A 26,774-nucleotide genomic window follows, 5' to 3' on the forward strand; every position below is an offset into this window, starting at 1 on the left:
GCGCTGCGCGCCGCGGCCCGGGCCGCGGGACGCGGGCCCGCCGCAGCCGCAATCGATGTCGCGATGTCCGCGCAGCAGGTTGAAGGCGAGCGCCAGCGTGGCCGCGGCCAGCACCAGCAGCGCCAGCTGCGCGCCCGCCGCCTGCCAGGACGGCGCAAGCAGCAAGGCTCCGGCCAGCGCCTCGGTCAATGCATAGGTCCAGGCGAATGCGCCGCTCCATCCCGCAGGCAGAATCCGGTAGGCCGACACGACGGCGGCAAAGCCCGCCATGTCCTTCAGCTTCTCCAGCGCGCCCAGTAGCAGCACGCAGGCCAGCGCCGCGCTCGCGGCATACAGCAGCACGGGATCGTTCATCGTGCACCTCGCGGCTGTGGCTCGACCTGCAGCGCGGTTTCGCCCGCGGCCTGGATCGTGCCCTTGAGGATCGGCGCGACCGGGGCGGCGTCATAGACATTCACGTTGCCGCCGTCGATGGTGTACAGCCGCGGCTGGTCATCCTGCGATACCGACATCGACAAGGCGTTCTGACCCGGCACGCGGGCTATCCGCTTGTGCGTGGCCAGGTCGTAGACCCAGATTTCGGCGGCCGGCGTCTTGTGCGTGCCCTCGGCCCCGTTCGGATGCATGCCCACGTACAACCGCTTGCTGGCCTGGTTCACGGCCAGCAGGTTGTAGCCGCCAGGACGCCAGCCCTGGTCCTTGCCCGAGGCGTCCAGCAGCGACCAGGGTTTGCCGAACACGGCGTCCTTGCCGCTGAAGTCGGTGCTGTAGACGTTGCCGTTATAGGACACGAAGTAGTAGGTATCCCCCAGGTTCTCCGCATGCGTGAAGATCGGATCCTTTTCCGGATCGAACATGGGCTGGCTGCGCTGTTGCCCGGCCGGCTTGCCGGTCTGGTCCAGGTCGACGGTCACCAGCGCGCCGTCGCCACAAATGCTGGCGAAGCTGCGCGGACGCGAAGGCAGCACGATGATGCTCCAGCAGCCCGCCGCCGCGGTCACCTCGTCCGCGAATTGACGCGTCTTCAAGTCCACCACCGTGACGGAAGACGCGGGCGTGGCGTTCTGCACGAACAGCAGTTCTCCGTCCGTGCTCTGCCGCAGGTAGTTGCGGTAGTTCAGCGCCTGCGCGCGCTTCTGCGGGATCGGCACCTCGTACTTGGGCGTGAGCGTTTCAGCGTCCCAGGCCTCCACCACGTCGGTGCGCTTGCCCCGGTTCAGCCGCTCGTAATAGGTCGTCATGACGTAGATGTCCTTGCCGTCCGCCGACACGGTCATGTGACCGTTGAACGAGGTGGGCACCAGACCCAGGAACTTCAGGGTGTCGCCGTCATAGATGTTGACCCGGCTGTCGACCAGGTGATTGAAGACGGCGTCCATCACATACAGCCGGTGCGGCGTGGCCGGCGGCAGGCGCGTGCCGCCCTTGAGTTCTTCCACGGGCAGGTCCGCCCGGGCTAGGCCCGCCGCGGCCAGCAGCGCGGCGCACAGCGCCCACCGTGCGGCCCGCGATGCGCATGATCTGGCGCGTAGCGCGTTCATCGATATTCTCCTGGTCTCATGATCCGGTTCCCCTAGAACGCATAGACGTAGCGCAACTGCACGCCACGCATCCGCGGTCCGTTCTCGACCTTCAGGTCGTGGATGTACTGCATCTGAATCTGGTTGGCGTCGTTGATCTGATGCGTCAGTTCGACAGCCAGCTGGTGATTGCGCGCCCGCGTGGCGACGGTCTCGCCGGACGAGATTTCGCGCCCGCCCGTCTCATAGCGGTAGCGGATGCCGGTGTAGGTATCCGGCGTCAGGTTGGTCGAAGCCAGGGCGAAGAACCGGAACGACGGATCCTTCTTCAGCGTCTGCCCATGCCAGTCCGTATTGCGGCCGTAGATCTCCACTTCCGCGATGGCTTCGAGGTAGGTCGATTCGCCCAAGCCCTGCACGAAAGAGAAATCCTGGACGGTGGACCAGCGGTTCTTGCCCGGCGACACATCGGGACGCGAGCCGTCGTAGCGGCCCACCGGCGCCACGACGAACGGTTCCCAGGCGAACCAGGTCTTGGTCTGCGGGTTGTTGTACAGCCAGATCGCCGAACCGAGCGTCACGTCGCCGATACCGGTCTGGTGGTCGCCAGCCATGCCCGGCAGGTCCTGCGAGGTCCGGACCATCGGCACGATGAATTCGAGCTGCACCGTCTTGCCGTAGAAATCGCGATAGTGCATCTGCCGGTAGACCAGCGTGTTCACGTCGACCGACCCGCCGTCCACGCGCTTGCCTTCGGCATACAAGCCCGAAGACCTCAGTCCCGCCATGTATCCGGCGATGATGTTGGTGCCCACCGGCGCGGGTATCCAATCGCGCGCGCTGGGGTCTCCCGCCCAAGCCGCCTGCGACGCCCCCGCGCACGCCAGCAACAGCGCCGCGCGTCTCCGGGCCCGGCAATCTGCCTTGCCTGCCATGCACTTCCCCTTGGTTTCATGAAGGCGCGGCCGCCGGTATGTCCCGGCTTGGACCGCGCGATCACTGTTCTAGTAAGCGATGCAAACCGATTTCCGCTCCAGGTACATATCCAGCACGGCGCGGCCGTGCTCGCGGCCGATGCCGGATTGCTTGAATCCGCCGAATGGCATGTTGGGATCCAGCATGTTGTGCGTGTTCACCCAGAGGGTTCCGGCGTCGATGCGCGGAATCAGGCTTTGCACCCGGCCCAGATCGTTGCTCCAGAGACTGGCGCCCAGGCCGTAGACGCTGTCGTTGGCCAGCCGCACGGCATCATCCAGGGTGTCGAATCGCTGCGCCACCACGACGGGGCCGAAGATTTCCTCGCGGGCGATGCGCGCACCCTGCGGCACATCGGAAAAAACGGTGGGCTGCACGAAGTAGCCTGCGCCGCTGCCGCTGTCTCCTCCCGCCAGCACGCGTCCGCCCTCGCTGCGCCCGATGCCGATGTAATCCATGACGCGCTTCTGGTGGCGGGCCGATACCAGCGGGCCGACCTGCGTGGCGGGATCGAATCCCGAACCCAGCTTCATGCCGGCGGCCAGGTCTGCCAGCCCCTCCACGACCTTGGAGTACAAGCGTTTTTGCACATAGAGGCGCGAGCCTGCCGTGCACACCTGCCCCTGGTTGAAGAAAATGGCGGCAGCCGCCCCTTGCACGGCGCGGTCGACGTCGCAGTCATCCAGCACGATCAAGGGAGACTTGCCGCCCAGTTCCAGCGATACCCGCTTCATGTCGTCCATCGCGGCACGGCCGATCAGCTTGCCGACTTCGGTCGATCCGGTGAATGCGATCTTGTCCACGCCGGGATGCTCGACCAGTGCGGCGCCAGCGGTCTCGCCCCGGCCGGTCACGACGTTGACCACGCCCGGCGGGAAACCAGCCTCCAATACCAATTCGGCCAGTCGCAGCGCGGTCAGCGGCGTTTCCTCGGCGGGCTTGAGCACCACGGTGCAGCCCACGGCCAGGGCGGGCGCGATCTTCCAGATCGCCATCAGCAGCGGGAAATTCCATGGAATGATCGCCGCCACCACGCCCACGGCCTGCGGCACGGTATAGGCGCTATACCGGACGCCGGGAGGAAACGGTATGGACAGCGACAGCGTGTCGCCGGTGATCTTGGTCGCCCAACCCGCCATATAGCGCAGCCATTGCGCGCCCGAGCCGACTTCCAGGCCTTGCGCCACGCCCAGCAGCTTGCCGTTGTTCAGGGTCTCCAGGCGGGCCAGTTCAGTGCCGTGCTGCTCGACCAGGTCGGCCAGCTTCAGCAACAGGCGTTCGCGTCCGGCAGGCAGCATGTCGCGCCACGGCCCGGATTCGAAGGCGCGTCTGGCGGCCTGTACCGCCAGGTCCACCTGCTGCGGCCCGGCGTCGGGCTGATGGGCGATGACCTCGCCGGTGGCGGGGTCATGGACGGCGATGGGCGCGCCCTGCCCTGCGCGCACCGGCTTGCCATCGATGAACATGGATTCGCGGATGGCACCCAGTTCCGGGCGATCAGAACCGGCGTGGCCGGCAGCGCTAGCGCTTGCTGAAGACATTCGAAGCTCCAACGAAATGGTTGAAGCCAGAATAGCAACGGCATTCCCGGAAGGCTTGTCGGACCGTGCATGGCGATTTGTCATTCTGCGCACGGCGGAACGGGAAAGGCCCCTGCGCCGCGCCCGCTCATGCGGGCTTGGTGTCCCCCGACAGGGCTTTCGCCCCAGGATGCCTCCTGGAAAAAAAAACCCGGCAACGCGCGCAGCGCGGTGCCGGGCCTGGCGCGGCAGCCCTCGCGGGCGCCGCACATTATGGTTTCCGGATCAGTCCAGCATCAGCACCGTGGCGCCGGTGGTCTTGCGTCCGGCCAGCGCGGTCTGCGCCTCGCCGGCTTGCTCCAGCGTATAGCGCTGGTCGATGCGGACCTTGATCTTCTTCTTGAGGACCAGGTCGAAGAGCTCCTCGGAGGCCGCTTGCAGCTTGGCTAGCGTGTTCACGTGCAAGCCCAGCGACGGACGCGTCACGTACAGGCAGCCCTTCTGGTTCAGCGTCGCCAGGTTGACGCCCGACACGGGGCCGGACGCGTTGCCGAAGCTCACCATCAGGCCGCGCGGCTCGATGCAGTCCAGCGAGGTCTCCCAGGTGTCCTTGCCGACGCCGTCATATACCACCGGCACCTTCTTGCCGCCGGTCAGTTCGAGCACGCGCTCGGCCACGTTCTCGCGCGAGTAGTCGATGGTTTCCCAAGCGCCGTTGGCGCGGGCCAGCTCGGCCTTCTCGGGGCTGGAGACGGTGCCGATCAGCTTCACGCCCAGGGCCTTGGCCCATTGGCATGCGATCAAGCCCACGCCGCCGGCGGCCGCGTGGAACAGAATGGTCTCGTTGCCTTGCAGGCGGTAGGTCTGGCGGAACAGGTACTGCACCGTCAGGCCCTTGAGCATCAGGGCAGCGGCTTCGTCGAAGCCGATGCCCTTGGGCACCTTGACGACCTGCGCGGCCGGCACGTTGCGCGCCTTGGCGTAGGCGCCGATCGGGCTCTGGCCGTAGGCGACGCGGTCGCCTTTCTTCAGATGCGTGACATCGGCGCCGACGGCGGTCACCACACCTGCACCCTCGAAGCCCAGGCCGTGCGGCAGCGGATGGGGATACAAGCCCGTGCGGAAATAGATATCGATGAAGTTCAAGCCGGCGGCGTGCTGCTCGATCGTGACTTCATTGGCGGCGGGCGGAGGCACTTCGACCTCGACCAGCTTCAGGACTTCAGGACCACCGTGCTGCTCGATACGAATTGCCTTGACGAGATTGCTGGCCATGCTGGCCTCCTTTCATTGGAAAAAATGCTAACGAGAGCCTGTCTGCGGCCCTTGAACGAGAAAAACCAGATTCAACGCGATGGCCGGGCCTCGCCCTGCCTGGTGGACGCCAGCCTGCCGGCCCCGCCCCCCATCAGCACGAATACGCCAGCCAGCACCAACGCGGTCCCCGCCATCTGCCACACCGTGATGGGCTCCTGCAGGAACCACGACGCCAGAAACAGCACCGATACCGGCCCCACCATGCCCAACAGCGACGCGGTGGGCGCGCCAATCAGCGCTACCGCCCACATCAGCATGAACACCGGCACCACCGTATTCAGCGTGGCGTGGATCACCGAATAACCATAGACTCCGGCAGGCTGGATCAGCATGGCCGGGGGATGCACGACAAAGAACTGGATGATGCAGGCCACGCAGGACACCAGCATGGCATACGCCACCAGACGCGTCGCGCCCAAACGCTTGACCAGTTCTCCCGAACAGATCAGGTACACAGAATAGCTTGCGGCCGATCCGAAAACGAACAAAGACCCTAACAGCACCTCGCCCCCGCCGAAGGACAGGTCATGGGCGAACACCAGCACGACCCCGGCGTAGGACAGCGCCATGGCCATCCACTGGCGGCGCTCGACCGGACGCTTGAACCAGAACGCGGACAGCAGCACTACCAGCGAAGGCGACAGGAACAGGATCAGGCGCTCCAGGCTGGCGGTGATGTATCGCAGGCCCAGAAAGTCCAGGAAACTGGACAGGTAGTAGCCCAGCAGGCCCAGCACGCAGACCTGCGCGCGTTCCTTCCAGGTCATGACGGGGATTTCGCCGCGCGCCGCGCGGCGCGACTGGTGCCAGGCCACCGCCGCGAAGAACGGCATGGCGAACAGCATGCGGAAGGCAATGAGGGTGACCGCGTCGATGCCGTAGCGGTAGGTGAACTTCACCACGATGGCCTTGGCCGAAAACAGGACGGCGCCCAGGGTCGCCAGGAAGAAACCGGTAGCGCGATTGGAAGGACGGAAGGACGGCAAAAGCTTGGCAAGGCGATTCATGCGATGATTTTATGTTCAGTGCAAAAACACCGCACGCCTTTGCCCACGCTTTCCTGGCCATATTTGTCTCACGCATGACCCGACACCGCGCTCTCACCTACATCCACGTTGCCGCCGTACTGTTCGGCCTGACCGGCGTGTTCGGCGAACTGATCCAGGCCAGCGCGGCCGTGATCACGCTGGGCCGGGCCATATTCGCGGTACTCGCGCTGGGGCTGTTCGCCCGCATGCGCCGCAAGCCGCTGCTGGGCGCCCTGACGCCCGCGCAGTTGTTCGTGCTGGTGGTGTCGGGCGCCCTGCTGGCGGGACACTGGGTCACGTTCTTCATCGCCGTGAAGGTGGGCGGCATCGCCATCGCCACGCTCGGCTTCGCCAGCTTCCCCGCGTTCATCACCCTGTTCGAGGGGCTGCTGTTCCGTGAGCGCATCCGCCCGACCGAATGGCTGCTGCTGGGCCTGGTGACCGCCGGGCTGGTACTGGTCACGCCGTCGTTCGACCTGGCCGACCAGGGCACCATCGGCCTGGCCTGGGGCCTGTTGTCGGGCCTGAGTTTCGCGCTGCTGGCCTTGAGCAACCGCCGTTCGGCCTCGGGCATGGACCCGATGCAGGTAGCATGCTGGCAAAACCTGGTGGTGGCTCTGGTGATGCTGCCGTTCGCCGTATCCCAACTGCCCGCCCTGCCTGCATTGGACTGGTTCTGGCTGGCGCTGCTAGGCATCTTCTGCACGGGCTTGTCGCACTATCTGTTCGTGTCCAGCCTGACGCGGTTGAACGCGCGCAGCGCCGGGCTGGTCATCGCGCTGGAACCCGTGTACGCCATCGGCTTCGCCTGGGTCCTGTTCAGCCAGGAGCCCACGCCCCGCATGATGGCCGGCGCCGCCCTGATCGTGGCCGCCATTGTCTGGTCGGGCCTGCGCAAGCAGGCTCCAGCGGCTGCGCGGCCCGACAAGCCGGCAAAGATACAGCCTTGACAATAACTGACTAGGCAGTAAAATTCGGCGCATATGACTGCTGCGCCTCCCCCCTCTTCGTCCGACACCCCCGTCCATTACCGCGGCGACGCCCGCTGCCTGATGGAGGACAACGCCGGTTTCCTGATCAAACTGGTCTCCAATTCATTGAACCGGATGCTGGATCAGGAAATGGCCCCGCTGGATCTCACCGCCATGCAATGGCGCCCCATTTTGCTGGTTTTCCAGGGGCGTGCCGATACGCCCGCGGAGCTAGCCCGGCTCACCGGCATGGACACCGGCGCCATGACCCGCGCGCTGGATCGGCTGGAAGCCAAGGGCCTGCTGCGCCGCAACCGCTGCCAGGAAGACCGCCGCGTCGTCAAGATCGAACTTACCGAAGTCGGCGAAGCCAAGGCGCGCGAGATCCCTCCCAATATCGCGCGGGTGCTGAATCACCATCTGCGCGGATTCTCCATCGACGAAGTCGCGCAGTTGAAACACCTCCTGCGCCGCATGATCGCCAACGGCTCCGCCTCGTCAGCGCCTCCAGAGCGCTGACAGCCGCTCCGGCATGCCCCGATTCCCGGGGTTTTATTTGGCATAATAATTGCCTAGGCAAATACAGATTAATCAACTACTTTCAGCAAACAGTCAGGATGAAACGCCTTATCACTACCGTATTGGTGCTGGCCCTGAGCGGTTGCGCATTGATGGAATCCGGCTCCGAACCCGTGGCGACGCTGGACGGAGCCAAGCTGGGACTCACCAGCCAAGACACGGCCTGGCCTGAGACCCAGTGGTGGCAGCGCTACGGCGACCCGCAGCTCAATGTCCTGCTGGACGAGGGCTTGGCCAACAACCCCTCGATGAGCGCCGCGCAGGCACGGTTGGCCAAGGCCAACGCCGCGGTCGGCATCGCGCGCGCGCCGCTGCTGCCCCGGGTGGATGCCAACTACACGCTGACCCGCGAGCACCTGTCGAAGGATTACATCTACCCCGCGCCCATGGGCGGCTCGGTCGTCAGCGACAACCGGCTGGCCCTGGACTTCAGCTATGAGCTGGACTTCTGGGGCAAGAACCGCTCGCGCCTGCAAGCGGCCGTATCGCAGCAGGCCGCTGCCGCGGCCGACGCGCAGGCGGCGCGCAACCTGCTGGCCGGCGCCATGGTCCGCGCCTACCTGAACCTGCAGAACGCCTTTGCCCAGCGCGACGTGCTCAACCGCGTGCTGGCCCAGCGCGCCGAGGTGCTGTCGCTGACCCAGGGCCGCTACACGGCCGGGCTGGACACCCAGGTGGAAGTCAAGCAGGCGGAATCGTCGCTGGCCGCCGGCAAGGTGGAACTGACCCAGACCGACACCACGTTGGCGCAGTTGCGCAACCAGGTCGCGGCCCTGGCCGGAGCCGGCCCGCAACGCGGACAATCCTTGCAGCCGGTGGCGCTTACCGCCCCCGCCGGCGGCGTGCCCGCCAGCGTGCCGCTAGACCTGCTGGGCCACCGCCCCGACGTCACCGCCGCGAAATGGCGCGCCGAGGCCGCCCGCCACGCCATCGACAGCGCCAAGGCCGAGTTCTACCCCAACGTGAACCTGGCGGCATTCGTCGGCTTCCAGGCCATGGGCACCGGCAACCTGCTGGGCGCGGACGCCCGCATGGCCGGCTTCGGCCCCGCCGTCACGCTGCCGATCTTCCACGGCGGTGAATTGAACGCGAACCTGGCAGGCCGTCGCGCGGATGCCGACCTCGCGGTGTCGGACTACAACCAGACCGTGCTGGACGCCGTGCATCAAGTGGCCGACGCGCTCGACGGGCTGCGCCTGCTGGACCAGGAAAAGGCCCAGCAACGCCAGGCCCGCGAAGCCATCGACGCCGCCTATGACCTGGCAGTCAAACGCTACCGGGCCGGCATGGGCAACTACATCTCCGTGCTCATCGCGCAGACCGGCGTGCTGACCCAGGCGCGGCTGGACACCGATCTGCGTATCCGCGCCTATCAGTTGGACGCGAACCTCGCCAGTGCGCTGGGCGGTGGCTACGCCCCTGCCGCCGAGTCCGCCCCCGCCACGAACCCAACCCATTGAACGCTCCCCGGATTCAGACGTCATGACCGCAGCTACTCCCGCCGCCAACCCCGCCCGCAAACGCCTGCTGTTGCTGGCCACCGGGGCCTTCATCCTCATCGCGATCGCCTACGGCATCTGGTGGGCGCTGTTCGGCGCCCATTTCGAAAGCACCGACGACGCCTACGTGCACGGCAATCTGGTGCAGATCACGCCCCAGGTGCCCGGCACGGTCGTGGCCATCGAGGCCGACGACACGGAAACCGTCGCCGCCGGCCAGCCGCTGGTGCGCCTGGATCCGGCCGATACCGAGGTGGCCTTGCACCAGGCCCAGGCCAAGCTGGCGCAAACGGTACGCCAGGTGCGCACCATCTATGTCCAGAACGACGCCCTGGCCGCCGACGTCGACCTGCGCAACGCCGATATCCTGCGCGCCCAGGCCGAACTGACCCGCGCGCAAAGCGACGTCAATCGCCGCCAGCAATTGGCCAAGTCCGGCGGCGTCAGCGGCGAAGAAATCCTGCACGCCGAAGCCGCGCTCAAGTCCGCCCAATCGGGCTTGGCGCAAGCCCGCGCCGCGCTGGCCGCCTCGCGTGCCAAGCTGGCCACCAACCAGGCTTTGACCGAGGGCACCACGGTCGCAGACCACCCCGACGTGCGCCAGGCCGCAGCCGGCCTGCGCAACGCCTGGCTGGCGCAATCGCGCACCGTGTTGCCCGCCCCGGTGGGCGGCGTGGTGGCCCGGCGCAGCGTGCAGGTCGGTCAGCGCGTCGCGCCCGGCTCCGCCCTGATGACGGTCGTGCCGCTGGACCAGGTGTGGATCGAAGCCAACTTCAAGGAAGGCCAGCTGCGCAAGATGCGCATCGGCCAGCCCGCCAAGATGGTTGCCGACCTGTACGGCAGTTCAGTCATTTACCACGGCACCATCGCCGGGCTGGACGCCGGCACGGGCAGCGCCTTCGCCCTGCTGCCCGCCCAGAACGCCACCGGCAACTGGATCAAGGTGGTGCAACGCGTGCCGGTGCGCATCGCGCTCGATCCCGAAGACCTGAAGAAGCATCCGCTGCGCGTGGGCCTGTCGATGGACGTGGAAGTGGACGTGGGCAAGCAGGAAGGCGAACCGCTGACGCAGGCCGAGCGCAAGGAGCCGGCCTGGTCGACGCGCGCCTTCGAACCGGCCCACGATGAAGTCGACGCCATGATCAGCAAGATCATCGAGGCCAATCTCGCATCATGAGCGCAACAAAGCAGTCCGCCGCCCAGCCGGCGCCCCCGCCTGGCGGTTACCCGCCACTGGAAGGCGCGACCCGCATCATCGGGTCCATCGCGCTGTCCACGGCGGTGTTCATGAACGTGCTGGACACTTCGATCGCGAACGTGTCCATTCCCACCATCTCGGGCGACCTGGGCGTCAGCACCAGCCAGGGCACTTGGGTCATCACGTCCTTCGCTGTCGCCAACGCGATCACGGTGCCGCTGACGGGCTGGCTCACGCAACGCTTCGGCCAAGTGCGGCTGTTCCTGATTTCCACGCTGCTGTTCGTGCTGGCGTCATGGCTGTGCGGCTTTGCGCCGTCGCTGGAAGCGCTGATCGCATTCCGCGTGCTGCAAGGAGCCGTCGCCGGCCCCATGATCCCGCTATCGCAAGCGCTGATGCTGGCGAGCTTTCCCAAGTCCAAGGCGGGCATGGCGCTGGCGGTCTGGTCCATGACCACGCTGGTCGCGCCGGTCGCCGGGCCTTTGCTGGGCGGCTGGATCTCCGACAACTACACCTGGCCCTGGATCTTCTACATCAACGTGCCGGTGGGCCTGCTGGCCGCCTGGATCAGCTGGCGCATCTATGGCGGCCGCGAGTCCGTCACGCGCAAGCTGCCGATCGACAAAGTCGGCCTGGCGCTGCTGGTGGTGTGGGTGGGCGCGCTGCAGATCATGCTGGACAAGGGCAAGGAGCTGGACTGGTTCGCCAGCGGCACCATCATCGCACTGGCCGCGACCGCCCTCGTCGCCTTCGTCTTTTTCCTGATCTGGGAACTGACCGACGCGCACCCTGTGGTGGACCTGCGCCTTTTCAAGATCCGCAACTTCACGGTCGGCGCGCTGACGCTGGCGGTGGCCTACGGCGTCTTCTTCGGCAACGTGGTGCTGTTGCCCCTATGGCTGCAGAGCAATATGGGCTATACCGCGACCTACGCGGGGCTGGTGACCGCCCCGGTGGGCCTGCTCGCGATCCTACTGACGCCCATCGTCGGCAAGATGCTGGCCACGCGCGACCCGCGGCAGATCGCGACGGTAGCGTTCCTGATCTTCGCGCTGGTGTGCTTCATGCGTTCGGGATTCAACACCCAGACCGACGTCCGCACGCTGATGGTCCCGACCATCATCCAGGGCGCGGCCATGGCGACGTTCTTCGTGCCGCTCACCTCGATCACGCTGTCCGGCATCGAACCGTGGCGCATTCCCGCAGCCTCGGGCCTGTCGAACTTCCTGCGTCTGACAGCGGGCGCGTTCGGCACGTCCATTGCCACCACGCTGTGGGAAAACCGCGCGACCATGCACCACTCGCAGCTGACCGAAGTCGCCAAGCCCGGCCAGCAGGCGTTCGACCAGACCATGGCAGCGCTGCAGAACGGGCTGGGCATGACGCATCAGCAAGCCCTGACCATGGTGGACGGCCTGATCAACACGCAAGCCTTCACCATGTCGGCGGTGGACGTGTTCTACGCGTCCGCCATCATCTTCCTGGCCCTGACCGGCCTGGTCTGGTTCGCCCGTCCACGTTCGGCCCAGGCCGGCGGCGGCGGCGCGGCCGAAGCGGCGGCCGGCGCGCACTGATGCGGGCCAGGCCTGGTCCCGGACCGTTGCGTCCGGGGCCTGGCCGCAAAAAAACTATTCCTTCAGCAAGGCGTGCCAGTCGGCGCGTTCGATGATGTCGGCCGGCAAGGCGCTGATGGGCGACAGATTGAACACCGCGATGCCGCGGGCGCGCCATTGCGCGGCGGCGAAGCGAAACGACGGTTCGATCAGGTGCGAGAACTTTCGCGCCAGCCTGCTGGACTGGGGCGCCTGCCCTTCGTCATAGAAGCGCAAGCCGTTTTGCAGGGTCAAATCCAGCCCGTGCGCATAGACCTTGCGGGCGCCGCTGGATACCAGTACCTGCAAGGCGGCATAGGCCACGGTATCGGCATCGAACACGCCCAACTCCACATTGAAGCTGAATCCCATGCCCCGTTTCGCGTCCAGCAACTGCACGTCGGGCGAAGCCGCCGCCATGCGCTGCAGCACGGCCGGCGCGGCGATGCGCTGGTAGGCCCGTTCGGAGATCAGTTCAATGACGCAGATGCGGCAGCGGATCGCCTCTTGCGGCAGCCCCTGCATGATGTAGCGCAGGACCTCGGGCAAAACGTACAAGGTCAGGTCGCGCGACACGATCTCGCGCACCAGGTCGATACGTTCGCGGACGAAGTTCTGGTCGATGATGCAGTAGTACTTGAACGGCAGGTCGAACTTGCGCGCCAGCACAATGGCGCCATTCACGCCCATCGCCGCACGGATGTCCAGCCGGTCGTAGGGTATCTGGCTGACCGATGGGCCGCTCAGGATCAGATGCACTTCCTCGTCGGCAGGATCGTATCCCTGGGCAAGCGGCGTGACCGGCTGCGGCCGGCCAAAGGCGCGAAAGCCGCCGATCGCGCCGGATCTATCCCTCCAGATCCGGACGAAGGGCCACAAGTGCTGGTTATGCCTTTGCGTGCGCGACCGCAGCATGCGGAACAGCTTGCGCACAAAGCGGTCGGCCCGTCCTCCTCCCACATGGGTAGCAGAGGAGGAAAAGCCAGACTCGTCCATTCACTTGCCTGGCATGCCTTGCGATTAGCTTGCCTCAGCCCGCCGCGATCAGCGCGGCAATCGCGCTGCCGACCTCGGCGGTGGAGGCGGCGCCCTTCATGTCCCGGGTACGGGGACCTTCCGCCAGGACGGTTTCGATAGCCTTGACCACGGCCGCCGAGGCGTCCGGATAACCCAGGAAATCCAGCATCAGCGCGCCGCTCCAGATCTGTCCGATCGGGTTGGCGATGCCCTTGCCGTAGATGTCCGGCGCCGAACCGTGCACCGGTTCGAACAGGGACGGGAACTTGCGCTCCGGATTCAGGTTGGCCGAAGGCGCGATGCCGATGGTGCCCGTGCAAGCCGGACCGAGATCGGACAGAATGTCGCCAAACAGGTTGGAAGCCACCACCACGTCGAACCAGTCGGGATGCTGCACGAAATGCGCGCACAGAATGTCGATGTGGTACTTGTCCCAGCGCACGTCCGGATACTTCTCAGCCATGTCGGCCACGCGCTCGTCCCACCACGGCATCGAAATGGAAATGCCGTTGGACTTGGTCGCCGCGGTCAGGTGCTTGCCGCGCTTCTGCGCCAGTTCAAAGGCGAACTTGAGGACGCGGTCGGCGCCGATGCGCGTGAACACGCTTTCCTGGATGACCACTTCGCGCTCGGTGCCAGCGAACAGGCGGCCGCCGCTGTTGGAGTATTCACCTTCCGTGTTCTCGCGCACGATGAAGAAATCGATCTCGCCAGGCTGGCGGTCCTTCAGCGGCGAAGGTACGCCAGGCATCAGGCGCACCGGGCGCAGATTGATGTACTGGTCGAACTCGCGGCGGAACTTGAATAGCGAACCCCACAGCGCTTCGTGGTCAGGCACCGTGGCGGGCCAGCCGATGGAGCCGAAGAAAATCGCTTCGTGCTGGCCAATCTGCGCCTGCCAGTCGTCCGGCATCATCTTGCCGTGCTTGGCGTAGTAGTCGCAGCTCCAGTCGAAATGGTCCCATTGGAAATCGATGCCGAATCGCGTTGCGACCGCGTCCAGCACCTTCAAGCCCTCGGGCACGACTTCCTTGCCGATCCCGTCTCCAGGGATCACCGCAATCTTGTGTTTCTTTGCCACCACGTCTTCCTTTGTTTTCCTTGGATGCCTCGCGCGCGGCCATAGTCTCAACGGCTACGCGCAGCCTCTTTATCATTGCACGAAAATATTACTCGGTTCGGTTCCCCATCAGGCGCGCGAGCGGCTGCCAGCAAGCGCGCCGGGCCAGGGCTTCAACGCCGGCCTTTCGAGCCGAGCAAAGAGCCCAATATGCCGCGGGTCAACTCACGCGCAATTGACCGGACCGTGCTCTTGGCCATGGTCTGCACGACGCCATCGCGCTTGCCGCCGCGCGGACCGGTCGACCCGAACAAGACGTCGTTCAGGCTGTCCATGAGGCCGCCGCCCGACTCTTCCGCGGCGCCCTTGCCTTCGGGCTGCGCGGAGCCGTTCTTTGCCGCGCCGGCCTGATCCGCCGGCTTGGCCGCGCGTCCGGCCAGCACTTCATAGGCGGACTCCCGGTCGATAGCCGTTTCATACTTGGATGCCAGCGGACTGCCCTGGCGCAGCGCTTGCCGCTCGGCGTCGGTCGCCGGGCCGATCCGGCTTGCCGGCGGCACGATGTAGGCGCGTTCGGTCGGCATCGGCCGCCCCTTGGAGTCCAGCAGCGACACCAGCGCCTCGCCCACGCCCAACTCGGTGATGGCCGCCTCGATGTCCAGCCCCGGATTGGGACGCATCGTCTGGGCAGCCGTCTTCACGGCCTTCTGATCGCGTGGGGTGAACGCCCGCAAGGCGTGCTGGACACGATTGCCCAACTGCCCCAGCACGGTGTCGGGGATGTCCAGCGGATTCTGGGTCACGAAATAGACGCCCACGCCCTTGGAGCGGACCAGACGCACCACCTGCTCGATCTTGTTCAGCAGCGCGGCAGGCGCGTCGTTGAACAGCAGGTGGGCTTCATCGAAGAAAAACACGAGCTTGGGCTGGTCCATGTCGCCCACTTCGGGCAGTTTCTCGTACAGGTCCGCCAGCAGCCACAGCAGGAAGATGGCGTACAGGCGCGGCGCCTGCATCAGCTTGTCGGCTGCCAGCACATTGACCATGCCGCGGCCCTGGGCGTCCGTGCGCATCAGGTCGGCCACGTCCAGCATGGGTTCGCCGAAGAATTTCTCCGCGCCCTGCGATTCCAGGGCCAGCAGGCCGCGCTGGATGGCGCCTATGCTGGCGGAAGACACATTGCCGTATCGCGTTTTCAGCTCCGAGGCGCGATCGGCGACGTTCTGCAGCATGGCGCGCAGGTCCTTCAGGTCCAGCAGCAGCTGGCCTTCGTCATCGGCGACCTTGAAGACCAGCGTCAGCACGCCTTCCTGCGTGTCGTTCAATTCCAGGATGCGGGACAGCAGCAGCGGCCCCATGTCCGACACGGTGGCCCGCACCGGCAGGCCTTGCTCGCCGAACACATCCCACAGCGTGACCGGGCTGGCCGCCCAAGCCGGCTCGCTCAGGCCCAGATTCTTCAGGCGCTCGAGCAGCTTGGGAGTGCCGGCGCCGGCCTGGGAAATGCCGGTCAGGTCGCCCTTGACGTCGGCCATGAATACCGGCGTGCCAATACGGGAAAAGGACTCCGCCAAAACCTGCAGGGTGACGGTCTTGCCGGTACCCGTGGCCCCGGTGATGCAGCCGTGGCGATTGGCCAGGGCAGGCAGCAGCGCCAACTCGGTCTGTGCATTCTTGGCGATGACGATGGGGTTGGGCATGTGCAGCTCTCCGGACCAGGGAATCAGATGGATGCCCAAGTGTAGAGCCTGCCGCGCCCCTTGTGCGCGTGGCAATATGGACACATGCGGTCCGCCCCCGGGCGCGCCGGGCGCTGGCACGGTAAAATGCGCTCTTTGCAGACAATTTACCCTGGGAAGCCATGGCCGGACACAGCAAATGGGCCAATATTCAGCACCGCAAAGGGCGCCAAGACGCCAAGCGCGGAAAGCTCTGGACCAAAATCATTCGTGAAATCACCGTGGCGGCGCGTGCCGGCGGCCCGGACCCGGACAGCAACCCGCGCCTGCGCATGGCCTGGGACAAGGCCACCGACGCCAACATGCCCAAGGACAACATCCAGCGCGCCGTCCAGCGCGGCGCGGGTGGCGCCGACGGCGAGGCCTACGAAGAAGTCCGCTACGAGGGCTACGGCATCGGCGGCGCGGCCGTGATCGTCGACTGCATGACCGACAACCGCACCCGCACCGTGGCCGAAGTGCGCCACGCCTTCGCCAAGAACGGCGGCAACCTGGGCCAGGAAGGCTCGGTCGCCTTCATGTTCAAGCACTGCGGCCAGTTCGTGTTCGCGCCCGGCACCTCGGAAGACAAGGTCATGGAAGCCGCCCTCGAGGCCGGCGCCGAAGACGTGACGACCGACGAAGAAGGCGTGATCGAAGTGGTCTGCGCGCCGGCCGACTACGCCGCCGTGCGCAGCGCCTTCGACGCCGCCGGCCTGAAGGCCGAGGTGGACGGCATCGTCATGAAGGCCCTGAACGAGACCGAACTGGCCGGCGAAGACGCCATCAAGATGCAGAAACTGCTTGACGCCCTGGAAGGCCTGGACGACGTGCAGGAAGTCTATACGAACGTCGTTTTCGACGAAGCGCAGTAATCCCCTTACCCTGGCGCCGGGCGGGCCCTGCCTTCCCGACGCCACGCTGTCACCGGATCCGGGCTCGCCCGGCTCCCTGGCCTACTCCACGGGCTGGCGCCTTGCGGCGCTCGACTGGCAACCTTAAGAACCACGCAACATGAAACTCCTGGTAATTGGCTCTGGCGGCCGCGAACATGCTCTCGCCTGGCGGCTGGTCCGCTCCCCGCGGGTCCACAAGGTATACGTCGCTCCGGGCAACGGCGGCACCCAGCGCGCCGAACAGATCGAGAACATCCCGTTCACCAATGCCGAGGAATTGGCTGATTTCGTGCAACGCGAAGGCGTCGCCCTGACCGTCGTCGGCCCCGAGGCCCCCCTGGCCGCCGGCGTGGTGGACGTGTTCCGCGCCCGCGGCCTGAAGATCTTCGGCCCGACCAAGGCCGCCGCCCAGCTGGAAAGCTCGAAGGACTACGCCAAGGCCTTCATGGTCCGGCACAACATCCCGACCGCCCGCTACGAAACCTTCACCGACCCGGCCCTGGCGCATGCCTATATCGACCAGGAAGGCGCCCCCATCGTGATCAAGGCCGACGGCCTGGCCGCGGGCAAGGGCGTCGTGGTTGCCGCCACGCTGGAAGAAGCGCATGCCGCCGTGGATGCCATGCTGGGCGACGGCTCGATGGGCGCCGCGGGCGCGCGCGTCGTCATCGAGGAATGCCTGGTGGGCGAGGAAGCCAGCTTCATCGTCATGTGCGACGGCCGCAACGTGCTGGCCCTGGCCACCAGCCAGGACCACAAGCGCCTGCAGGACGGCGACCAGGGCCCCAATACCGGCGGCATGGGCGCGTATTCGCCCGCGCCCATCGTCACCCCGGAACTGCACCACCGCATCATGCGCGAAATCATCCTGCCGACCGTGCAGGGCATGACGCGCGACGGCATCCCGTACACGGGCTTCCTCTACGCCGGCCTGATGATCGCCCCCGGCGACGACCCCGACCGCGAGATCAAGACCCTGGAGTTCAACTGCCGCATGGGCGATCCGGAAACCCAGCCCATCATGATGCGCGTCAAGAGCGACCTGCTGGACGCCCTGGAGCACGCCGTCGACGGCACGCTCAACCAGGCCGACATCGTCTGGGACCGCCGCACCGCGCTAGGCGCGGTGCTGGCCGCGCACAACTACCCCAACACACCGCGCACCGGTGACGTCATTCGCGGCCTGCCCGCCGATGCCGAGGACTGCATGGTGTTCCACGCCGCCACCCAGCTCGACGGCGACGAAGTGAAGACCACCGGCGGCCGCGTGCTGTGCGTCACGGCGCTGGGCGACTCCGTCAAGATGGCCCGCGACCGCGTCTACGAAGCGATCGACGGCATTCACTTCGACGGCCGCCAGTACCGCAGCGACATCGGCTGGCGCGCGCTCAAGCCTTCGCAGCAGAAGTCCAAGCCCAACGCCTAGCCGGAACCTCGATGAACGCCTTGCCCGTCTCCTCCGTCCGGGACTACCTCACCGGCTTGCAGACCCGCATCGTCGGCGACCTGGAAGCCGCTGAAGGCGCGGCCTTCCGCAGTGACGAATGGGTGCGGCCCGAAGGCGGCGGCGGCTTGTCGCGCCTGCTGGAAGGCGGTTCGCTGTTCGAACGGGCCGGCGTGCTGTTCAGCCACGTCAAGGGCAGCAAGCTGCCGCCCTCGGCCAGCGCGCACCGTCCCGAACTCGCCGGCCGCTCATGGGAAGCCATGGGCGTGTCCATGGTGCTGCACCCGCGCAATCCCTATGTTCCCACCACGCACATGAACGTGCGCATGTTCCTGGCGGCCGCCCGGCCCGGCCACGACGAGGCCGACGTTTTCTGGTTCGGCGGCGGCATCGACCTGACGCCCTACTATCCGTACGAGGAAGATGCCCGCCATTTCCACGCCGCCTGCCGCGATGCGCTGGCCGGCCATGGAGGCGACTACTACCCGCGCTACAAGCGTTGGTGCGACGAGTACTTCTTCCTCAAGCACCGCAATGAAACGCGCGGCGTCGGCGGCATTTTCTATGACGACCTGAATGCGCCCGGATTCGACGCCTCGTTCGCCCTGACCCGCTCGGTGGGCGACGCCTTCCTCCCCGCCTACATGCCCATCGTGGAGCGCCGCCGTGGCCAGGCTTACGGCGAACGCGAGCGCGACTTCCAGGCCTACCGCCGCGGCCGCTACGTCGAATTCAACCTGGTCTTCGACCGCGGCACGCTATTCGGCCTGCAGTCCGGCGGGCGCACCGAGTCGATCCTGCTGTCCATGCCGCCGCTGGCCCAGTGGCGCTACGACTGGCAACCCGAAGCGGGCACGCCCGAGGCGGAATTGGCCGCCTACCTGAAACCGCGGGACTGGGTTTGAAGCGCATCGGCCTTCTGGGCGGCAGCTTCGACCCCGTCCACGTTGCGCATATCGCCTTGGCGCAGAATGCCTTGCAGACGCTCGGCCTGGATGAGGTGCAGCTCATTCCCGCAGCCAATCCCTGGCAACGCGCGGCGCTGCACGCCACGGCCGAACAGCGCCGCGACATGCTGCAACTGGCCATCGCCGGCCACGCTGGCCTGGGCACCAATCCCATCGAAATCGAGCGCGGCGGCGCGACCTACACCATAGACACGCTGCGCGCCCTGCCCCAGGACGCGCGTTATGTCTGGCTGCTGGGCACCGACCAGTTGGCCAATTTCTGCACCTGGCGCGACTGGCAGGACATCGCCAGCCTGGTGGACCTGGCCGTCGCCACCCGTCCCGGCACCGCGCTCAGCGCCCCGCCGGCGCTGGCCGAGCACCTGCGCAACCAGGGGCGCGAATTACAGGAACTGCCCTTTACCCCCATGCCGGTTTCGGCCTCGCAGATCCGTCAGCGCCTGGCGCTCGGCGAATCCACCGACGGCCTGCTTGCGGCACCCGTCGCCGCCTATATTGCGGCGCACCATCTTTACCGATAAACCCACACCCGCCAGGCGCTGAAAGCGCCACGGGGCCAGCATCCGCTGTCCGCGCGCGGGTTATATTTACAGCTATGGATATCCAAAAACTCCAACGCGCCGTCATCGACGCCCTCGAAGACGTCAAGGCGCAAGACATCAAGGTCTACAACACCACGCATCTGACCAGCCTGTTCGATCGCGTCGTGATTGCAAGCGCCACCTCCAACCGGCAAACCCGCGCCCTCGCTTCCAGCGTGGCGGATCGTGGCCGCGCGCTCGATCTCTCCGGCATCACCATCGAAGGCGAAGACACCGGCGAATGGGTCGTGGTCGACCTGGGCGACGTGGTCGTGCACGTCATGCAGCCCGCCATCCGCCAGTACTACAACCTGGAAGAAATCTGGGGCGGCAAGCCGGTGCGCGTGAAGCTGCTGCCCGAGTCCACCCGCCCCGCGCCGGTCGCCAACGACGGCGCGCACGACGCAGAGTACTGAGCGCGCCGTGAAGCTGATCGTCGCGGCCGTGGGCACGCGAATGCCGGACTGGGTGCAAACCGCCTGGGACGACTACGCCAAACGCCTGCCGGCCGACTGCGCGCTGGAACTGCGCGAAATCAAGCCTGAACCCCGCACCACCGGCAAGACGCCCGCCCAGATGATGGCGGCCGAAGCCAAACGGATCGAAGCCGCCCTGCCCGCCAGCGCCTTGCGCCTGGCGCTGGACGAACGCGGACGCGACCTCACCACCATGGCGTTGTCGCAGAAGCTGGAACAATGGCGCGCCGGCGGCCAGGACGTCGCGTTTCTCGTCGGCGGCCCCGATGGGCTGGATGCCGGCCTGAAGGCCTCCTGTGCCGGACAGTTGCGTCTGTCATCGCTGACGCTGCCGCACCCCATGGTGCGCGTGGTGCTGGCCGAACAGCTCTACCGCGCCTGGGCCATCATGACCAATCATCCCTACCACCGCGCGTGACCGCCAGGCAGGCGCGCACCTTTTTCGCTGACGCATGACCGACTCCGCAACCCCCGCGCGCCTCTACCTTGCCTCGGCCAGTCCCCGGCGGCGCGAGCTGCTGACCCAGATCGGCCTGGCCCACGAAGTCCTGCTCGTGCCCGCCCCGCCGGGCGAAGACGAACCCCAGCATCCCGGCGAAAGCGCCGCAAACTACGTCCAGCGCACCGCGCGGGACAAGGCCTTGCGCGGCCGCGACTGGATGCTCGGCCAGGACATGCCGCAACTACCCCTGCTGGCTGCCGATACCACGGTCATCCTGGCGGGCGCGGTCCTGGGCAAGCCCGCCGACCGCGCCGACGCCATGCGCATCCTGCGCGCCCTGGCGGGTTCCGTGCATGAAGTGCACACCGCCGTCGCCGTCTGGACCGGAAACCGGTTGCTGGAAGCCGTATCCATCACCGAGGTCCGCATGCGCGACCTGACGGACGAGGAAATCGGCCGCTACTGCGATAGCTGCGAACCCTACGGCAAGGCCGGCGCCTATGGCATCCAGGGTCTGGCAGGCACGTTCATTTCGCATATCGCCGGCAGCTATACCGGCGTGATGGGCTTGCCCTTGTTCGAAACCGCGAACCTGATGCGCGCGGCGGGCATTGAGGTGCCCTGAAAGTCGCGGTCTCCGGCTGAAAAAAATCCCCCGAAACCTCGCGGTCCGGGGGATTTTTTCATCATCGGGCACCCCACTATTCGGGACTGCTGCCCGCATCGGCAGATGCGGCAGCGTGCGGGCCACTTCGGCTTTGCGTCGTTTCAGCCCTGCTGCATGGGCTGGCCCATGGGCACGGCGCCAGCCCTGCTGGGCGCCTCGTGGGCCGGAACCGGGGCAGGAACAGGCGCGGGTTGGAGCTCGCCCTCGAGCGCGGCATGCAGTTGTTCCTGATCAAGTTCCCCTTCCCAACGCGCCACGACCACGGTGGCGGTCGCGTTGCCGACCAGATTGGTCAGCGCGCGACATTCCGACATGAAGCGGTCCACGCCCAGGATCAGCGCCATGCCGGCAACCGGCACGGAGGGCACCACCGACAGGGTGGCCGCCAGGGTGATGAAGCCCGCGCCGGTCACGCCCGCCGCGCCCTTGGAGCTCAGCATCGCAACCAGCAGCAACAGGATCTGGTCGCCCAGCGACAGCGGAATGTCGCAAGCCTGCGCAATGAACAAGGCCGCCATCGTCATGTAGATATTGGTGCCGTCCAGGTTGAACGAATAGCCGGTGGGCACGACCAGCCCAACCACCGACTTCGAACATCCGGCGCGCTCCATCTTCTGCATCAATGTGGGCAGCGCAGCCTCGGAAGAGCTGGTGCCCAGCACCAGCAGCAACTCTTCACGGATGTAGCGCACCAGCTTCAGGATCGAGAACCCGTTGTAGCGCGCGACCAGGCCCAGCACCACGACCACGAACAACACCGAGGTCGCGTAGAAGGTGCCCACCAGCATCGCCAGATTGATGACGGACTTGATGCCGTACTTGCCTATGGTAAAAGCCATCGCGCCGAAGGCGCCGATGGGAGCGGCCTTCATCAGGATCGCGACCAGCTTGAAGACCGGCTGGGCCAGCGCGGTCATGAAGTTCAGTATGGGCTGGCCGCGCTCGCCCACCATGGCCAGCGAGATGCCGAACAACACCGCCACGAACAGCACCTGGAGGATGTCGCCGCCTACGAACGGACTGAAGATCGTGGTCGGGATCACGTTCATCAGGAAGCCCGTAATGGTCGAGTCATGCGCCTTGGCCACATAGCTCGACACCGCCTTTTCGTCCAGAGTCCTGGGGTCGATGTGCATGCCGGCGCCCGGCTGGACGATATGGCTGACGATCATGCCCACGATCAGCGCAAGCGTGGAGAACACCAGAAAATACAGCATGGCCTTGCCCGCCACGCGGCCGACCTTCTTCAGGTCGCTCATAGCGGCGATGCCGGTGGCCACGGTCAGGAAGATGACCGGCGCGATGATCATCTTCACCAATTTGATGAAGGCGTCGCCCAACGGCTGCATCTGCTGGCCGAGTTCGGGCTTGAACGCGCCCAACAGCACGCCCACCACGATGGCGAAAATCACCTGTACATAGAGGATTTGATAGAACTTGAGCTTGCGCGCGGGCGCGACTTGATCCACGTCGATCATTGGGATTTGTCCCCACCAAGGCCCCTTGCTCCGGGCGGTTCAGCGCGGGCGACGGGGCGTTATCTGTTTTCTGGCTTGCGCGTGTCATCGCGGGCCGATTTCACCCCGCACTGGAGGCCGCGGGGCTTGGACTTATCTATGCAAGACCCGTGCCAACAACCTCAACTTCGTCCGCATATCCCAAGCCATTGATTGGAAATGAATTTTTTCCTCCAAGTAGGAGCTGACGCAGGGTCTGATGGCGGAATTTCACACAAAATCGATATAGAATGTGCGAAAAACCGCACAATCCATGGAAGCCCGATCCTCCTCCCGCAACCCGGGTCCCGCTCCGGACCAGGCCAACCGACCGGCACGCCGTCCACCCGCATCCGCTTGGCCCTGGTCCTGGCGGGCAGCCGCAATCCTGCTGGGCATCGCCATCGTCTTCGGCGTACTGCATGCCGCCACGCTCTGGGCGCGCGAAGGCGCCTTGAAAAACGCGGCGGCTCAGGCGCGCGGCGCAGCGCAGATCAACGCCGCCCTGCTGCGCAACAACCTGGACAAATTCCGGGCGCTGCCCTTCGTCCTGACGCGCGACGTCGACGTGCGCGCCGCCTTGCAGGGCGGCTCGCGCGGGCAGATCGAATCCCTGGACGAGAAACTCGACACGCTCAGCCGCGGCGTGGGCGCGTCCGCGATCTACGTGCTGGACAAGAAAGGCCTGGCGATCGCAGCCAGCAATTGGCGCGAACCCGCCACCTTCGTCGGGGTCGATTACCAGTTCCGGCCCTACTTCCAGGGTGCCGTCGCCCATGGTTCGGCAGAGCATTTCGCCCTGGGCACGATCAGCCATGAGGCTGGGCTATACCTATCGCGCCGCGTCGACGAAGCCAACGGCGCCATGCTGGGGGTTGTCGTTCTGAAAGTGGACTTCCGCGATCTGGAGGCCGACTGGCGCCAATCCAATGCGCCCATCTTTGTCACCGACGAGCACGGCGTGGTGTTGTTGGGCAGCATCTCCGACTGGCGCTTCGACGTGCTGGCGCCGCTCTCGCCCACCCTGGCCCGGACGCTGCGCACCAGCTTGCAGTTCGGCGACGCAATGTTCCAGCCCCTGCCGCTCAAGCCGCCTCTGCAGCCCGTCAGCAACGGCCAACTGGTCCGCGCGGACGCAACGCTGCCTCAGATCGCGGCGGGCGCCCCGTTGCTGCACACCACGTTGCCCATCGTCGAATCGCCCGGCTGGACTCTGCACCTGCTGTCACCCGTACAAACGGCCGTCAATCAGGCCACGGCCAACGCACAACTGGGCGCATTGCTGGCGCAGAGCGCGCTGGCTGCCATTGCCGGCCTCGTACTCTTTCGCCGCCATCGCAACCGCGAACGCGCCGAGCAGCAGGCCGCCATCCATGAACAGCTGGCCTCGCTGGTGGACGAACGCACGTCTCAGTTATTGAGGGTGAACGAACAGCTGGTCGATGAAATGGACGAGCGCCAGCGCACCGCCGCCCGCCTGCACACCATGCAGGAAGAACTGGTCCAGGCCAGCAAACTTGCGCTGCTGGGCCAGGTCGCTGCCGGCGTCGCCCACGAGATCAATCAGCCCGTGGCCGCGATACGCGCTTATGCCGACAATGCCGCCGAGTTCCTGCGCCGCCAGGATGGCGGCTCCGCGCAGGAAAACCTGGGTACCATCGCCGCATTGACTGACAAGATCGGCCACATCACCGGGGAATTGCGCGCCTTTTCCCGCAAGGCCGGCGCCTCGGTAGGACCGACCAGCCTGAAAGATTGCCTGGAAGGCGCGCTGCTGCTGGTCGCGCCGCGCGCGCGGCGCCAGGGTATCGTGCTGCAACGGCCACCCGAGGGCCAGAGCTATTACGTACAGGCCAATCGCGTGCGGCTGGAACAGGTGCTGGTGAACCTGCTGCAGAACGCCATGGAAGCCCTGGAAGGCCTGCCGGACGGCCGCATCGTCATCGCGCTGCAGGACCTGGGCGCCACGCTGCAGATCTACGTCAGCGACAACGGCCCAGGCCTGTCTCCCGCAGCCCGTGCCCGCCTGTTCACGCCGTTCCACACGACCAAGCCGGAAGGATTGGGCCTAGGCCTGGTCATCTGCCGCGACATCGTCGCCGAATTCGGCGGCGACTTGATCGCCGCAGGCCCCTCGGATCCTGCCTTTCCCGCTCCGCATGCCCCGGGCAGCGGAGCGATGTTCATCCTGACGTTGCGCAAGGCGCCTGACCAGAGCAACGCTACGAGCCTCCATCATGACCCGCGCACCTGAGCTCCCATCCAACGCGACAAACTCCCTCGACGACAGCCTGCGCCAGCCATTTGCGCCGCACGCCGTGTTCATCGACGACGACGAGGAACTGCTGCGCGCCAATGCCCAGACGCTCAAGCTCCATGGCGTTGCCGTGGCTGCGCATGCCAGCGCCCACGCGGCGCTGCCCGCCCTGACCCGCGATTTCGACGGCGTGGTCGTAAGCGATATCCGCATGCCCGACATGGACGGCCTGCAGCTGTTCCAGCGCCTGCGCGAAATCGATCCCGACATCCCGGTCATCCTCATTACCGGGCACGGCGACATCGCGACCGCGGTGCAGTGCATGCGAGATGGCGCCTACGATTTCCTGGCCAAGCCCTATGCCGCCGACAGGCTGATTACCGCCATCATGCACGCTGCGGAAAAGCGCCACTTGGTGCTCGAGAATCGCCGCCTGCGCGAAGCCGCCTTCGCCGTCGAAGCGGACGAGGTTCCTTTCATCGGGGCCGCACCCGCCATGCAGCGGATCAAGCAGACACTGCGCCACATCGCGGATGCCGACGTGGACGTGCTGGTCGAAGGAGAAACCGGTACCGGCAAGGAAGTCGTGGCCACCGCGCTGCACCGTTTGAGCCGCCGCAGGCACCGCGCGCTGGTGGCGATCAACTGCGGCGCCCTGCCCGAAAGCGTGATCGAAAGCGAACTCTTCGGCCACGAGGCCGGCGCGTTCACCGGCGCCCAGAAGAAACGCATCGGCCGCATCGAGCATGCCAGCGGCGGCACCCTGTTCCTGGATGAAATCGAAAGCATGCCGCTGGCCGTGCAGGTCAAGCTGCTGCGCGTGCTCGAGTCGCGCCAGATCACACCTCTAGGCAGCAACGACGTGCGCAACCTGGACTTGCGGGTGGTCGCCGCCACCAAGGAAGACCTGGGCAGCCCGGCCATACGCGCCAAATTCCGCGAAGACCTGTTCTACCGGCTCAATGTCGTCACCATCCGGATTCCGCCCTTGCGCGAACGCCGCGAGGACATCCCTCTGTTGTTCGCCCATTATCTTGGCCACGCCTCGCGCCGCTTCCAGCGCGACATTCCCGAGATGCCGGCATCCATCAAGCAGCACGTGATGACGCACGATTGGCCCGGCAATGTGCGTGAACTCGCGCACTTCGCTGAACGCGTAGTGCTAGGCGTGCTCAATACACCTGCCCCGCAAACCGCCGCCACCTCGGGCGTTGCCGAAAGTCTGCCAGAACGGATGGAACGCTTCGAAGCTCAACTTATCCGCGACGCGCTCCAGACCCATCAGGGCGATATCAAGGCCACCCTGGAATCCCTAGGTATTCCGCGCAAGACCTTCTACGACAAACTGCAACGCCATGGCATAGACCGCCAGCAATATACCCAGCAATAGGCCGCGAGCGCCGCACGTAACGATTCTCCAAAAACAAAATCCCTCGCAGGACTCTTCCTGCGAGGGATTTTTCATTGGATGCGGCCCGGCGGTATCACACGACCACTGCGGCGCCACAAAGACAAAACCCCACAGGGGTTACCTGTGGGGTTCTGCGGAATAA

Annotated in this window: 24 protein-coding genes; 14 read left to right on the forward strand and 10 right to left on the reverse strand. The window is 65.9% G+C overall.

Features of this window, described 5'->3' with window-relative positions; all coding sequences use genetic code 11:
• From WBB14_RS23050 to WBB14_RS23075, 6 genes are all read right to left on the reverse strand, one after another.
• Positions 1-354, reverse strand: a 354-nt coding sequence (locus tag WBB14_RS23050; protein ID WP_424241898.1) for a MauE/DoxX family redox-associated membrane protein, incomplete at its 3' end; no start/stop codon positions are given.
• The gene (locus WBB14_RS23055) at positions 351-1,541 is read right to left on the reverse strand and encodes an amine dehydrogenase large subunit (RefSeq protein ID WP_424241899.1); all 1,191 of its coding nucleotides are present in this window, start codon (positions 1,539-1,541) and stop codon (positions 351-353) included. The genes WBB14_RS23055 and WBB14_RS23050, both read right to left, overlap by 4 nt.
• Positions 1,542-1,573: 32 nt before the next feature.
• Positions 1,574-2,455: a transporter gene (locus tag WBB14_RS23060; protein ID WP_424241900.1), complete on the reverse strand. Its 882-nt coding sequence runs from the start codon at positions 2,453-2,455 to the stop codon at positions 1,574-1,576.
• A gap of 69 nt (positions 2,456-2,524) precedes the next feature.
• Positions 2,525-4,036, reverse strand: a complete 1,512-nt coding sequence (gene styD / locus WBB14_RS23065) for a phenylacetaldehyde dehydrogenase StyD (protein ID WP_424241901.1) — start codon at positions 4,034-4,036, stop codon at positions 2,525-2,527.
• A 264-nt stretch (positions 4,037-4,300) separates the two neighbouring features.
• Positions 4,301-5,290, reverse strand: a complete 990-nt coding sequence (locus WBB14_RS23070) for a quinone oxidoreductase family protein (protein WP_424241902.1) — start codon at positions 5,288-5,290, stop codon at positions 4,301-4,303.
• A 71-nt stretch (positions 5,291-5,361) separates the two neighbouring features.
• On the reverse strand, positions 5,362-6,339 hold the full coding sequence (locus WBB14_RS23075; RefSeq protein ID WP_424241903.1) for a DMT family transporter: 978 nt from the start codon (positions 6,337-6,339) through the stop codon (positions 5,362-5,364).
• A 74-nt stretch (positions 6,340-6,413) separates the two neighbouring features.
• On the opposite strand from WBB14_RS23075, the gene WBB14_RS23080 reads away from it, so the two are divergent.
• The 5 genes from WBB14_RS23080 to WBB14_RS23100 all read left to right on the forward strand — a co-directional run bounded on the left by WBB14_RS23080 (position 6,414) and on the right by WBB14_RS23100 (position 12,181).
• The gene (locus tag WBB14_RS23080) at positions 6,414-7,310 is read left to right on the forward strand and encodes a DMT family transporter (protein WP_424241904.1); all 897 of its coding nucleotides are present in this window, start codon (positions 6,414-6,416) and stop codon (positions 7,308-7,310) included.
• 33 nt (positions 7,311-7,343) lie between these two features.
• Positions 7,344-7,850, forward strand: a complete 507-nt coding sequence (locus WBB14_RS23085) for a MarR family winged helix-turn-helix transcriptional regulator (RefSeq protein ID WP_424241905.1) — start codon at positions 7,344-7,346, stop codon at positions 7,848-7,850.
• A 98-nt stretch (positions 7,851-7,948) separates the two neighbouring features.
• Complete coding sequence (locus tag WBB14_RS23090) at positions 7,949-9,370, forward strand: efflux transporter outer membrane subunit (RefSeq protein ID WP_424241906.1); 1,422 nt, start codon at positions 7,949-7,951, stop codon at positions 9,368-9,370.
• A gap of 22 nt (positions 9,371-9,392) precedes the next feature.
• Complete coding sequence (locus WBB14_RS23095; protein WP_424241907.1) at positions 9,393-10,586, forward strand: efflux RND transporter periplasmic adaptor subunit; 1,194 nt, start codon at positions 9,393-9,395, stop codon at positions 10,584-10,586.
• Entirely contained in the window at positions 10,583-12,181 is a 1,599-nt protein-coding gene (locus tag WBB14_RS23100) for a DHA2 family efflux MFS transporter permease subunit (protein WP_424241908.1), read from the forward strand. The genes WBB14_RS23095 and WBB14_RS23100 overlap by 4 nt, the downstream gene beginning before the upstream one ends.
• 54 nt (positions 12,182-12,235) lie before the next feature.
• Here the strand turns inward: WBB14_RS23100 and WBB14_RS23105 are convergent, their stop codons facing one another.
• From WBB14_RS23105 to WBB14_RS23115, 3 genes are all read right to left on the reverse strand, one after another.
• Positions 12,236-13,195 carry a hypothetical protein gene (locus WBB14_RS23105; RefSeq protein WP_424241909.1) on the reverse strand — a complete coding sequence of 320 codons (960 nt, stop codon included), beginning with the start codon at positions 13,193-13,195 and terminating at the stop codon, positions 12,236-12,238.
• 34 nt (positions 13,196-13,229) lie between these two features.
• A complete protein-coding gene (locus WBB14_RS23110; protein WP_424241910.1) occupies positions 13,230-14,297 on the reverse strand; it encodes a tartrate dehydrogenase in 1,068 nt (355 codons plus the stop codon).
• Positions 14,298-14,449: 152 nt separating this feature from the next.
• Positions 14,450-15,976 carry a helicase HerA-like C-terminal domain-containing protein gene (locus WBB14_RS23115; protein WP_424241911.1) on the reverse strand — a complete coding sequence of 509 codons (1,527 nt, stop codon included), beginning with the start codon at positions 15,974-15,976 and terminating at the stop codon, positions 14,450-14,452.
• Positions 15,977-16,137: 161 nt separating this feature from the next.
• Here WBB14_RS23115 and WBB14_RS23120 point away from each other — a divergent pair, with 161 nt between their 5' ends.
• The 7 genes from WBB14_RS23120 (at position 16,138) to WBB14_RS23150 (ending at position 21,426) form a co-directional block, all read left to right on the forward strand.
• Positions 16,138-16,869: a YebC/PmpR family DNA-binding transcriptional regulator gene (locus WBB14_RS23120; protein ID WP_424241912.1), complete on the forward strand. Its 732-nt coding sequence runs from the start codon at positions 16,138-16,140 to the stop codon at positions 16,867-16,869.
• Positions 16,870-17,008: 139 nt separating this feature from the next.
• Complete coding sequence (purD, locus tag WBB14_RS23125) at positions 17,009-18,316, forward strand: phosphoribosylamine--glycine ligase (protein ID WP_424241913.1); 1,308 nt, start codon at positions 17,009-17,011, stop codon at positions 18,314-18,316.
• 11 nt (positions 18,317-18,327) lie between these two features.
• A complete protein-coding gene (gene hemF / locus WBB14_RS23130) occupies positions 18,328-19,239 on the forward strand; it encodes an oxygen-dependent coproporphyrinogen oxidase (protein WP_424241914.1) in 912 nt (303 codons plus the stop codon).
• Positions 19,236-19,823: a nicotinate (nicotinamide) nucleotide adenylyltransferase gene (nadD, locus tag WBB14_RS23135; protein ID WP_424241915.1), complete on the forward strand. Its 588-nt coding sequence runs from the start codon at positions 19,236-19,238 to the stop codon at positions 19,821-19,823. Before hemF ends, nadD begins: the two co-directional genes overlap by 4 nt.
• A 74-nt stretch (positions 19,824-19,897) precedes the next feature.
• Entirely contained in the window at positions 19,898-20,299 is a 402-nt protein-coding gene (gene rsfS / locus WBB14_RS23140; protein WP_424241916.1) for a ribosome silencing factor, read from the forward strand.
• A gap of 7 nt (positions 20,300-20,306) precedes the next feature.
• Positions 20,307-20,777 carry a 23S rRNA (pseudouridine(1915)-N(3))-methyltransferase RlmH gene (gene rlmH / locus WBB14_RS23145; protein WP_013392760.1) on the forward strand — a complete coding sequence of 157 codons (471 nt, stop codon included), beginning with the start codon at positions 20,307-20,309 and terminating at the stop codon, positions 20,775-20,777.
• Positions 20,778-20,811: 34 nt separating this feature from the next.
• Entirely contained in the window at positions 20,812-21,426 is a 615-nt protein-coding gene (locus WBB14_RS23150; protein WP_424241917.1) for a Maf family protein, read from the forward strand.
• Positions 21,427-21,569: 143 nt separating this feature from the next.
• On the opposite strand, the gene WBB14_RS23155 is transcribed toward WBB14_RS23150, so the two are convergent.
• Positions 21,570-22,946, reverse strand: a complete 1,377-nt coding sequence (locus WBB14_RS23155; RefSeq protein WP_424241918.1) for a dicarboxylate/amino acid:cation symporter — start codon at positions 22,944-22,946, stop codon at positions 21,570-21,572.
• 292 nt (positions 22,947-23,238) lie between these two features.
• Between WBB14_RS23155 and WBB14_RS23160 the strand changes: the two genes are divergently transcribed.
• Both WBB14_RS23160 and WBB14_RS23165 read left to right on the forward strand, forming a co-directional pair.
• Entirely contained in the window at positions 23,239-25,218 is a 1,980-nt protein-coding gene (locus WBB14_RS23160; RefSeq protein WP_424241919.1) for a sensor histidine kinase, read from the forward strand.
• Complete coding sequence (locus WBB14_RS23165; RefSeq protein WP_424241920.1) at positions 25,202-26,611, forward strand: sigma-54-dependent transcriptional regulator; 1,410 nt, start codon at positions 25,202-25,204, stop codon at positions 26,609-26,611. The genes WBB14_RS23160 and WBB14_RS23165 overlap by 17 nt, the downstream gene beginning before the upstream one ends.
• The last annotated feature ends 163 nt before the right edge of the window (positions 26,612-26,774 follow it).

Source organism: Achromobacter sp. (assembly GCF_049647645.1).
GTDB lineage: Bacteria > Pseudomonadota > Gammaproteobacteria > Burkholderiales > Burkholderiaceae_B > Achromobacter.

Bases quoted from the DNA above. Each gene is read 5' to 3' on its own strand.
- WBB14_RS23055 (WP_424241899.1), bottom strand. From the start codon at position 1,541: ATGAACGCGCTACGCGCCAGATCATGCGCATCGCGGGCCGCACGGTGG.
- WBB14_RS23060 (WP_424241900.1), bottom strand. From the start codon at position 2,455: ATGGCAGGCAAGGCAGATTGCCGGGCCCGGAGACGCGCGGCGCTGTTG.
- styD (WP_424241901.1), bottom strand. From the start codon at position 4,036: ATGTCTTCAGCAAGCGCTAGCGCTGCCGGCCACGCCGGTTCTGATCGC.
- WBB14_RS23070 (WP_424241902.1), bottom strand. From the start codon at position 5,290: ATGGCCAGCAATCTCGTCAAGGCAATTCGTATCGAGCAGCACGGTGGT.
- WBB14_RS23075 (WP_424241903.1), bottom strand. From the start codon at position 6,339: ATGAATCGCCTTGCCAAGCTTTTGCCGTCCTTCCGTCCTTCCAATCGC.
- WBB14_RS23080 (WP_424241904.1), top strand. From the start codon at position 6,414: ATGACCCGACACCGCGCTCTCACCTACATCCACGTTGCCGCCGTACTG.
- WBB14_RS23085 (WP_424241905.1), top strand. From the start codon at position 7,344: ATGACTGCTGCGCCTCCCCCCTCTTCGTCCGACACCCCCGTCCATTAC.
- WBB14_RS23090 (WP_424241906.1), top strand. From the start codon at position 7,949: ATGAAACGCCTTATCACTACCGTATTGGTGCTGGCCCTGAGCGGTTGC.
- WBB14_RS23095 (WP_424241907.1), top strand. From the start codon at position 9,393: ATGACCGCAGCTACTCCCGCCGCCAACCCCGCCCGCAAACGCCTGCTG.
- WBB14_RS23100 (WP_424241908.1), top strand. From the start codon at position 10,583: ATGAGCGCAACAAAGCAGTCCGCCGCCCAGCCGGCGCCCCCGCCTGGC.
- WBB14_RS23105 (WP_424241909.1), bottom strand. From the start codon at position 13,195: ATGGACGAGTCTGGCTTTTCCTCCTCTGCTACCCATGTGGGAGGAGGA.
- WBB14_RS23115 (WP_424241911.1), bottom strand. From the start codon at position 15,976: ATGCCCAACCCCATCGTCATCGCCAAGAATGCACAGACCGAGTTGGCG.
- WBB14_RS23120 (WP_424241912.1), top strand. From the start codon at position 16,138: ATGGCCGGACACAGCAAATGGGCCAATATTCAGCACCGCAAAGGGCGC.
- purD (WP_424241913.1), top strand. From the start codon at position 17,009: ATGAAACTCCTGGTAATTGGCTCTGGCGGCCGCGAACATGCTCTCGCC.
- hemF (WP_424241914.1), top strand. From the start codon at position 18,328: ATGAACGCCTTGCCCGTCTCCTCCGTCCGGGACTACCTCACCGGCTTG.
- rsfS (WP_424241916.1), top strand. From the start codon at position 19,898: ATGGATATCCAAAAACTCCAACGCGCCGTCATCGACGCCCTCGAAGAC.
- WBB14_RS23150 (WP_424241917.1), top strand. From the start codon at position 20,812: ATGACCGACTCCGCAACCCCCGCGCGCCTCTACCTTGCCTCGGCCAGT.
- WBB14_RS23155 (WP_424241918.1), bottom strand. From the start codon at position 22,946: ATGATCGACGTGGATCAAGTCGCGCCCGCGCGCAAGCTCAAGTTCTAT.
- WBB14_RS23160 (WP_424241919.1), top strand. From the start codon at position 23,239: ATGGAAGCCCGATCCTCCTCCCGCAACCCGGGTCCCGCTCCGGACCAG.
- WBB14_RS23165 (WP_424241920.1), top strand. From the start codon at position 25,202: ATGACCCGCGCACCTGAGCTCCCATCCAACGCGACAAACTCCCTCGAC.